10 protein-coding genes, 1 pseudogene and 1 riboswitch are annotated in these 9,046 nt (G+C 75.2%); all 11 genes and pseudogenes read right to left on the reverse strand.

The window, feature by feature from the left end; genetic code table 11:
• Nucleotides 1-34: 34 nt before the first annotated feature.
• A riboswitch (cobalamin riboswitch) is annotated at nt 35-158 on the reverse strand.
• A complete protein-coding gene (cobS, locus tag OJ962_RS04615; RefSeq protein WP_202953639.1) occupies nt 159-860 on the reverse strand; it encodes an adenosylcobinamide-GDP ribazoletransferase in 702 nt (233 codons plus the stop codon).
• On the reverse strand, nt 857-2,437 hold the full coding sequence (locus tag OJ962_RS04620; RefSeq protein WP_202953640.1) for a bifunctional adenosylcobinamide kinase/adenosylcobinamide-phosphate guanylyltransferase: 1,581 nt from the start codon (nt 2,435-2,437) through the stop codon (nt 857-859). Before OJ962_RS04620 ends, cobS begins: the two co-directional genes overlap by 4 nt.
• On the reverse strand, nt 2,434-3,012 hold the full coding sequence (locus tag OJ962_RS04625) for a precorrin-8X methylmutase (RefSeq protein ID WP_202953641.1): 579 nt from the start codon (nt 3,010-3,012) through the stop codon (nt 2,434-2,436). The genes OJ962_RS04620 and OJ962_RS04625 overlap by 4 nt, the downstream gene beginning before the upstream one ends.
• Nucleotides 3,000-3,365 carry a cobalamin biosynthesis protein gene (locus tag OJ962_RS04630; RefSeq protein WP_202953642.1) on the reverse strand — a complete coding sequence of 122 codons (366 nt, stop codon included), beginning with the start codon at nt 3,363-3,365 and terminating at the stop codon, nt 3,000-3,002. Before OJ962_RS04630 ends, OJ962_RS04625 begins: the two co-directional genes overlap by 13 nt.
• Nucleotides 3,362-4,483: a precorrin-6y C5,15-methyltransferase (decarboxylating) subunit CbiE gene (gene cbiE, locus OJ962_RS04635; RefSeq protein WP_202953643.1), complete on the reverse strand. Its 1,122-nt coding sequence runs from the start codon at nt 4,481-4,483 to the stop codon at nt 3,362-3,364. Before cbiE ends, OJ962_RS04630 begins: the two co-directional genes overlap by 4 nt.
• Nucleotides 4,476-5,264 (reverse strand): precorrin-4 C(11)-methyltransferase, encoded by a 789-nt coding sequence (gene cobM / locus OJ962_RS04640; protein WP_202953644.1) that lies wholly within the window; start codon nt 5,262-5,264, stop codon nt 4,476-4,478. Before cobM ends, cbiE begins: the two co-directional genes overlap by 8 nt.
• Nucleotides 5,261-5,902, reverse strand: coding sequence for an energy-coupling factor ABC transporter permease (locus OJ962_RS04645; protein ID WP_202953645.1), 642 nt, complete (start codon nt 5,900-5,902; stop codon nt 5,261-5,263). Before OJ962_RS04645 ends, cobM begins: the two co-directional genes overlap by 4 nt.
• Nucleotides 5,878-6,600 (reverse strand): uroporphyrinogen-III C-methyltransferase, encoded by a 723-nt coding sequence (gene cobA, locus OJ962_RS04650; protein ID WP_202953646.1) that lies wholly within the window; start codon nt 6,598-6,600, stop codon nt 5,878-5,880. Before cobA ends, OJ962_RS04645 begins: the two co-directional genes overlap by 25 nt.
• Nucleotides 6,597-7,385 (reverse strand): precorrin-3B C(17)-methyltransferase, encoded by a 789-nt coding sequence (locus OJ962_RS04655; protein WP_202953647.1) that lies wholly within the window; start codon nt 7,383-7,385, stop codon nt 6,597-6,599. Before OJ962_RS04655 ends, cobA begins: the two co-directional genes overlap by 4 nt.
• Nucleotides 7,382-8,101, reverse strand: a complete 720-nt coding sequence (locus tag OJ962_RS34310) for an energy-coupling factor ABC transporter ATP-binding protein (protein ID WP_407697492.1) — start codon at nt 8,099-8,101, stop codon at nt 7,382-7,384. The genes OJ962_RS04655 and OJ962_RS34310 overlap by 4 nt, the downstream gene beginning before the upstream one ends.
• 246 nt (nt 8,102-8,347) lie before the next feature.
• A pseudogene (locus OJ962_RS34315) lies at nt 8,348-9,034 on the reverse strand (sirohydrochlorin chelatase); the annotation flags it as partial.
• Nucleotides 9,035-9,046: the final 12 nt, after the last annotated feature.

Genomic DNA, 9,046 nt, shown 5'->3' on the forward strand with positions numbered 1-9,046 from the left:
GAGTTCCTCCCTGGGATCGAGCGTCCCGGGTGCGGGGGTGAAGTTCGCGACGGTGAAGTTCCTGGCTTCCGGCAACGTGCCGGTCACAGTGGCGCGACCGCGCCGGAGTCCCACCGGCTTCCTCGCACCTCGCGCTGACCGCCGGATCGTAGTGCACGTCACCCCCAGAATGCGACGAGGGTCACGCAGACGACGACTTCGGTGAGCTTCGCGGTCGCTCCGTAGCCGTCGCCGGTGATGCCGCCGAGCGTCCTGTGGAGGAACAGCGCGGCCGCCGCGGCGGTCAGGGCGGCGGCGGCGAGGGCGACCGCGGCGCCTGCCAGGACAGCAGCCGCGGCGGCCAGGAGCGTCGCGACCGCGAGCCCCGGCCTGCCGACCCGGAGCAGCCCGCCGGCGCCGCCGGGCTTGGCCGGTTGGAGCAGGCCGACGGGCAGGATCGCCCAGCGCGAGAGGACGTGGGCGACGATCAGCGCTTTCACGGCTTCGGTGGTGTCGAGCGCGGCGAGCGACGTGGCGGTGAGCGCGAGCGCGAGGATCAGCGCGGTCGCGCCGAACGCGCCGACGCGCGGGTCCTTGAGGATCTCGAGGCGGCGGGCTCGGTCGACGTGCGCACCGGTCGCGTCGGCGACGTCGGCGAGGCCGTCCTCGTGCAGCGCGCCCGTGAGCAGCACGGCGACGGCGATCGCGAGGATCGTCGCCGGGAGCGGCGGCAGAACCTGGTCGGCGGCAGCTCGCGTCCCGGCCGCGGCCGCGCCGACGAGCAACCCGACGAGCGGGAACGACCACGCGGCGCGGCTGAGGTCCGGGTCAGGCGGCGGCGGGACCGGCAGGCGCGTCAGGAAGGCGAGCGCGGTCCTCACGGGAGGGCGGCGAGCGCGGCGATCAGCTGGTCGGCGTCCTCGCGCACGGCGATCCGGACGTGCTCGCCGTCGAGGCCCAGGTCCTCGGTGGGGCGGACCGCGACGCCCTGCTCGCGCAGGCGCTCGGTGGTGCCGGGCGGGACGCGGACCAGGACGAAGTTCGCGGCGCCGGGGTAGACGTGCAGGCCGGCCTGCTCGAGGCGGTCCGTGAGCGCTTCGCGGTGCGCCGTGGTGCGGTCTATGACGGCGTCGTCGGCCGGCTGCTGCGCCCAGGCCGTCATCGCCGCGAGCGCGAGCGCGTTCACCGGCCACGCCTGGCGGCGGGCGTCGAGGCGCGCGACGAGCTCGGGGTCGGCGATCAGGTAGCCCGCGCGCAGGCCGGCGATCGAGTACGCCTTCGTCAGGCTGCGGAGCACGGCCGTGCCGTGCCGGCCCGCGACGCTCGGCTGCGGGTGCTGCACGAAGTCCATGAAGCTCTCGTCGACGAGCAGCGTGCGGCCGGGGCGGGTGAGGCGCTCGATCGCGTCCGCGGTGTGCAGCGTGCCCGTCGGGTTGCACGGGTTGGTGACGAACAGCAGGTCGATGTCGTCGGGTACGTGCGGGACGGCGAACGGCGGGGTCCGCTGGATGCGCTGTGGTTCGTGGCCATTGGCCTTCAGCGCCGCGGCCGGCTCCCCGAACGCGGGTGTGATGATCGCGCTGCGGGTGGTGGGCGGCGTGGCGGCGGCGAGGAGCCAGAACCCCTCGGCGGCGCCGTTGAGCAGCAGCACCTGCTCGGGCTGCACACCGTGCTTGGCCGCGATCGCACTGCGGGCCGGCGTCTCGTCCGGGTACGGGCCGATGCGCTCCCAGGCCTGCTGCACGGCTTCGGTGAGCCACTGGGGCGGCGGGCCCTCGACCACGTTGACCGCGAAGTCGGCGTCCCCGGGCCGCACGAGCTTGTCCCCGTGGATCACCCGCCCGGGCGTGTTCGCACCGACCGAACGCAACCTAAAGGGGTCAGACCCCGAAAGGTGGTGTTCGATTGGCTTTAGGTTCTGTTCGGGGAGCTCGAGCGGGCGGCCGGCGACGACGAGGACCACGCGGTCGGCGGCGGCGGACAGGGTCTGCGTCGCGTCGCCGGTGAGGTCCAGCCAGCGGCGGGTCGCGGCCTCGGCGGGGGTCGGGCCGAGCCCGGCCTCCTCGGCGACGACGATCACGTCGTGCGCGCGCGGGGCGGCGAGGGCGGCGACACCGGCGCGCAGGACGGGCTCGATCGGGCCTCCGCTCGCGTGGATGAGCGACGTGAGGTCCCCGGAGTGGAAGGCGCCGTGGCGGTGCATCACGCCCGCGATCCAGGCGCCGAGCCCGTCGAGCAGCACCGGGCCGGTGGCCTGCGCGAGCGCGCCGGGCAGGTCGTCCTCGACCTCGATCGTGCGCCACTCGGGGCCGCGGCGGGCCTGATGGGCGGCGATCCGCTCGCGCATCTCGGCGTCGGTCGCCGCGCCCGTCGCGAGATAGGTGCCGCCGGGGATGAGCGACTCCGCGTACGCGCTCTTGCCGCTGCGACGGCCGCCGATGACGAGGATCAGGCTCATGCTTCGTGGTAGATGAGCGCGTTGACGGCGGCGACGGCGACGGCCGATCCGCCGCGCTCGCCGCGGTTGGTGACGAACGGGAGGTCCGACTGTGCCAACGCCTCCTTGGCCTCGGCCGCGCCGACGAAGCCGACGGGCAGGCCGACGATCAGCGCGGGGTCCTTCGGCGGGTGCGCGAGCAGCTCGGTGAGCGCGGTGGGCGCGTTGCCGATCACCCAGATCGCGCCGGACGGCGCTTCGCTCGTTGCGAGCCGCATCGCGGCGGCACTGCGCGTGCTGCCCTCGCCCGCGACGGCGCGCTTGTCGTCGAGCGGGACGATCGGCGTGCGGGAGGTGATGCCGGCGGCGGCCATGCGCGCGTCGCAGTACACCGGAGCGCCGGCGAGCAACGCCTCGCGGCCGCGTTCCAGCGCTTGCTCGCGCAGGATCAGGCTCTCGCCGAACGACAGGTCGGCGGACGCGTGGATCACGCGCTCGGCGACCGCACGCGAGAGCGGCGGCAGGTGGCTGAGGTCGATCCGCGACCGCAGGATGCGATAGCTCTCGACCTCGATCGGATGGATCACTCTGGGCATTCGGCCACCGCGCAGGTTGCGTGTTCGGAACGGGTCTTGGGCACGAGCAGTCGCGTGCCGGACAGGAGGGCCGCGGCCTCGGCGACGCTCGGCGTGCCGACGTGGCGCGCGACGACAGCGCTCGGCGTGGGGACGTCGACGGCGGCGAGGGCCGTGGCGGGGAAGGTGCGCAGTGGCACGCCGAAGTGCTCCGCCGCGGCGACCATCGCGGGCTCGTCCGCGCGCCGGTCGACGGTCGCGAGCGCGACGAGCTCGCCCGCGGGCAGCGTCGCATCGATGAGCGCGCGCAGCTCCTCGGGCGGGCACCCGAGGCTGCACCCGACGCCCGCGACGAGCCGCGCCGCCGCGCTCATCGGCGGCCCACCACGACGGTCACCGGGTTCTCGGCCGCGAGCCGGTGGCCGTCCGCGATCGGCTTCACGCGGCTCGCCTGCAGCGTGGTCGCGGTCACCTCGAACCCGTGCGACAGGCGCTCGATCGTCGGCGCGACGCGGTCGATCAGCGCGAGCGCGACGACCACCGCGCGGCGTGCTCGCATCGCCCCGTCGAGGACCACGGGGCCGCCGCCGCCGACGAACACGGCGTCAGGGTCGCGCAGGTCCCGCAGCGCGTCCGGCGCGCGCCCGTGGACGGTCGTCACCGGCACGCCGTGGGCGGCCGCGTTGCGGGTGGTCAGCTCGATCGCGTCGGGGTCGGTGTCGATCGCGGTCACCGCCGCGCCGAGGCGGGCGCACTCGATCCCGACGCTGCCGCTGCCGCAGCCGACGTCCCAGACGTGGTCGCCGGTGCCCGGGCCGAGCGCGGAGAGAGCGAGCGCGCGGACCTCGGCCTTGGTGATCAGCCCGCGGCGGTGCTCGAACGCGTCCTCGTCGAGCGCCCAGCGGGTGGGCGTGCGGGGCGGCCAGACCGTCGCGCGCTCGCCGGTCGGCGCGTGCACGATGACGACGTTCGGGTCGCTGAACGGCGGTTCGGTGGCGAGCCGCTCGTGCGGCGTGCCGAGCGCCTCGGCCACGACCGGGTCGCGCTCGCGCAGCGCGTCGACGATCGCCTCGGTGTTGCCGGGCTGGGTGAGGATCGCGACCTTCGGGTGGCGGAGCGCGGCGTTGATCGCGGCGTGCGGGTCGCGGCCGTGGGCGGAGACGACGAGCGCGTCGTCCCAGGGCACGCCGAGGCGCGCGAAGGCGAGCGCGACCGAGGACGGCGCGGGGTGGACCGCCATCTCCGCATCCAGCGCCGCGAGCGCCCGCACGATGCCGAAGAAGCCCGGGTCGCCCGAGGCCAGGACGACGGCGTCGCGCTCGACCAGCTCGCGCAGCGTCGGGTCGAGGTCCTTGCCCAGGACGACATGCTCCTTGCCGGGTGCCAGCTGCTCCAGCACGGCGCGGCCGCCGGCGACGACCGTTGCGCGCTCGAGCAGCGGCTCCGTGCCGGGCGGGACGCGGCCGCCGCTCACGCCGAGGACGTCAAGCACGCTTCTTGTAGCGGTCGGGGGCGCCGAGGCGGCGGTAGCGGTGCCCGTAGTGCGGGTCGTACACGTGCGACTGGCCGGCGTTCGACGCGTCGCCGAGCGCGGGGCCGACGAGCACGAGCGCCTGGGTCGTGATCTTCTCCTCGCGGATGCGCGCGCCGAGCTGGTCCAGCCGGCAGCGGAACACGATCTCGTCCGGCCAGCTCGCCTTGTACACGACGGCGGCGGGCGTGTCCGGGGGGTAGCCGCCGTCGAGCAGGTCCTGCTGGAGCTCGCGCGGGCGCCGGACCGACAGGAACAGCGCCATCGTCGTGCCGTGCGCGGCCATGGCGGTGAGCTGCTCGTTCGGCGGCATCGACGTGCGCTGCGCGCGCCGGGTGAGGATCAGCGACTGGCTCACGTCGGGGATCGTCAGCTCCTGCCCGAGGCTGGCCGCAGCGGCCGACAGGCTCGACACGCCCGGGACGATCACGGTGTCCAGGCCGAGCGCGCGGCAGGCGCCGAGCTGCTCGTGCAGCGTCCCGTACAGCGTCGGGTCGCCGGAGTGCACGCGCGCGACGTCGAGACCCTGCTCGGCCGCCCGCTTGTAGACCGCCAGCACGTCGTCGAACGTCTTGTCGTCGGACGGGATCTGTTCCGCCTGCGGGGCATGCGTGAGGATCTCGGGGTCGACGAGCGAGCGCGCCCAGATCACGACGTCGACCTCGCCCAGGATGCGCGCGGCGCGCAGCGTGAGCAGGTCCGGCGCGCCCGGGCCGGCGCCGACGAAGAACACCGTGCTCATGCGGGCACCGGCCTTCTTCGGGCCCGCACGAGGTCGGGCCGCAGCGACAGCAGGGCGCGCAGCAGCAGCGCGGTGATGACGCCCTCGATCAGGGCGACGACGGCGTAGGCGCCGAACGTCACGCCGGCGAACGTGCCGCGGTCGATGCCGCTGTCGGCGCCGAGCGTCATGAACGCGACGAACACCGCCGCCGACAGCAGCACGCACAACCCGGCCGTGATGCCGCCGGCGACCGGCAGCGGGAGCGGTTTGCGCAGGGCCAGGAGCGCCGGGTAGCCGACGAACGCGGGCACGAGCGCGAGCACCGTGATCGTGGCGCCCAGCGTCGTGATCCCGCCCGAGCCGAACACGAGCGCCTGGATCAGGCACACGGTCGTGATCGTCAGCGCGCCGAGGTACGGGCCGAGCAGCGCGACCGCGAGCGCGCCGCCGAGCAGGTGCGCGTTCGTCCCGATCGTGACCGGGATGAACGGCGCCTCGCCGACGACGAAGAACGCGGCCGCCAGCCCGGCGATCGGCAGGTCGCGCTCGCGCGCGTGGCGGCGCGCGCCCCGCAGGCAGATCCCGACGCCGAGCGCGGCCGTGACGGCGCCGACGGCGGCCGCCTCGCCGGTCAGGAAGCCTTCGGGGATGTGCACGTGAGCTCCAGGGCGGCCGCCTCCCCGACCACGAACGTGACGGGCGGCGGCAACGGGGCCGGAAGGGTGGACAGGGTGCCGCGCAGGACCTGCTGCGAGGCGCGGCTGGCGGCGCTGATGGCGGCGATCGGCGTGTCGGGCGCGCGGCCGCCCTCGATCAGCTTGGCCGCGATCCGCCGGATGCGCCCGCGCCCGGTGAGGATCACGAGGGTCCCGCCGAGCCGCGCCAGCGCGTGCCAGTCGGGCGGCTCGGCGTGCTCGTCGTCGTCGTTGCCGTCGACGAAGGTCGCGGTGACGCTGTTCTGGCGCAGCATCAGCGGGATCCCGGCCGCGGCGGGCGCCGCCAGCGCGGCGGAGACCCCGGGGATGACGTTGACCGCGATTCCCGCGTTCTGCAGCGCGACCGCCTCCTCGCCGCCGCGCGACGCGACGAACGGGTCGCCGGACTTCAGGCGCACGACGTCGCCCCGACGGCCGAGTTCGACGAGCAGGTCGTTGACCTCGGGCTGGGAAAGCGCGCGGTGCCCGCGCCGGAGGCCGACGACGTGCGTCTCGGCGTCGGCGGGCGCGAGCGCCGCGATCGCGTCCATCGAAGGACGGTCGTACACGAGCACGCGGGCCTGCCGGATGAGCTCCGCGGCCGCGACCGTGAGCAGCGAGGGGTCACCGGGGCCGGCGCCGACGAGATGGACGGTCACGCGGTCGCCTCCGGCGGAGCGCCGCCGGAGGCGGCGGGCGGCGTGGCGGCGGCGGGCGGCGTGGCGGCGGCGGGCGCGGCCTCGCGCAACGCGACGAGCCAGTCGCCCGTCCACGTCGCGCTTTCGCCGGCGACCAGCACGAGCGAGCGCATCGTGACCGTCGCCGGGTCGAGCGTGGCGAGCGTCGTGTGCTCGAGCGTCTCGCCCGCGCGGGCGACGTCGGTCGCGACGATCACGGGCGTGTCAGGCAAGCGGTGGTCCCGCAGGATCGCGAGCGCGCGGTCCAGCGGCTCCGTGCGGGTCTTCGAGCGCGGGTTGTACAGCGCAAGCGCGATGCCGGAGACGGCCAGCCCGGTGAGGCGACGCTCGACGGTCTCCAGCGGCAGGTGCAGATCCGAGAGCGAGAGCGTCGCCCAGTCGTCGGCGAGCGGCGCGCCCACCCGCGCGGCGGTGGCGAGCGCGGCGGTCACGCCCGGCACCACGATCACGTCGATCCCCTCGGCCATGGCCAGCGTCCGCGCGGCCATGCCGTGCACGCCCGCGTCGCCGCTGGACACCAGCGCCACCCGCGCCGACCGTGCGCGCTCCACGGCCTCACGCGCGCGTTCGAGCTCCTCACCCATGCGGCCGCGCACGACCTCCTGCTCGTCCAGCAGATCGGCGCACTGGTCGATGTACGGGCCGTACCCGACGACCACCTCGGCCTCGCGCACGGCCCGCTCGGCCGCCGCGGTGCGGTGCTCCGGGCCGCCCGGGCCGAGGCCGACGATCCACAGGCCGCTCATGACACCAACGGGTTGAAGCCGGCGGGCAGCTCGAGCCGGTGCGCGCGCATGAACCCCTCGTCGGCCAGCACCTCGCGCGTCGGGCCGTCGGCGACGACCTGGCCCGTGTCCAGCACGACCGCGCGCTCGCACAGCTCCAGCGCGTACGGGAGGTCGTGCGTGACGAGCAGCGTCGTCAGCCGCAGCGAGCGCAGGACGTCCAGCAGCTCGCGACGGGCAGCCGGATCGAGCGCGGCCGTCGGCTCGTCCAGGATCAGCACGTCGGGCTTGCACGCGAGCACGCCGGCGATCGCCGCGCGGCGCCGCTCACCCGCGCTCAACGAGTGCGGCGGACGCGTCGCGAGCTCATGGATGCGCACCGCCTGCAGCGCCTCGTCCACCCGCTCGCGCAGCGCCTCGCCGGTCAGCCCTTGGTTGGCCGGGCCGAACGCGACGTCCTCCTCGACGGTCGGCATGAACAGCTGGTCGTCGGTGTCCTGGAAGACGATCCCGGCGCGGCGGCGGATCTCGGTGCGGGTCTTGTCCGACAGCCCGACGCCCGCGACCGACAGCGTCCCGCCGAGATCCTCGAGCGCGCCGCACGCGGCGAGCGCGAGCGTCGTCTTGCCCGCGCCGTTGGGGCCGAGGATCGCGACCCGCTCGCCTTCCCGCACCTCCAGGTTCACGCCGGCCAGCGCGTCGGTGCCGTCCGGGTAGGCGTAGCGCAGATCGTTCATCGCGAGGATCGTCGGGCCGGGCTCCACCGGCGCCGCGGGTCGCAGGGCGGGGAGCTTCAGCGGCGCCCGCGTCGCCCGCCGGGAGCGTCGACTCCCGCGCGCGGGCCCGTCACCGTGCGGGGTCAACGAGATCGGCGTCCCGACCTTGTCCTCGTAGCCCGGCAACCGGACGCGGTACGTGCACAGGTCGCAGTTCATGCGCACGTCGCCGTGCAGCGCCTCGCGGTAGCGCTCGAGCACGAGCCGGGCGAGCCGCCGGTCCGGCCCGATGTGCGCGCCGGCGACCACGGTCAGGCCGGGATGCTGCGCCGCGTACTCCTCCGCCTGCGCGTAGATGCGCGGCACGAGGATCCCGGTGAACAGGAAGAACGGCACGATCGCGATCCGCGTCGCACCCAGCCGCCGGCAGCGCTCGAGCGCCTCGGCCACCGTCGGCTTCGCCACGCCCGCGAACGCCGGCTCGACCATCCCCAGCCCGCGGTTGTCGGACAGCAGCCGGGCGACCTTGTACAGGTCGGACGTCGCGTCGGGATCGGACGAGCCACGCCCGACGAGCACGACCGCCGTCTCCTCCGTGGTGTCGCCGAGCACCGCCCGCGCGCGCTCCTCGGTGATGTCGAGGATCACGGGCTCGATGCCGAGGTCGCGGCCCATCCGGAACGCGACGCCGGGGTGCCGGGAACGCGCGCGCGTCAGCGCCGCGGGCCCGTCGTTCTTCAGGTGCCCGGCCGCGAGCAGCACGAGCGGCACGGACACCACCTCCCGCGTCCCGCGCGCGACGAGCTCGTCGATCCCGGCGTCCACGAGCGGCTCGGCCAGCTCGATGAACCCGAAGCCAACCGGCAGTTCGCCGGCCGCCTCGCGCACGTGGCCCGCGAGCGTCCAGAACTCCTCGAGCCCGTCCGCGTCGCGGGTGCCGTGGCCCACCACCATCAGGGATGCCGT

It is taken from the genome of Solirubrobacter deserti, from assembly GCF_027587175.1.
Taxonomy (GTDB): domain Bacteria; phylum Actinomycetota; class Thermoleophilia; order Solirubrobacterales; family Solirubrobacteraceae; genus Solirubrobacter; species Solirubrobacter deserti.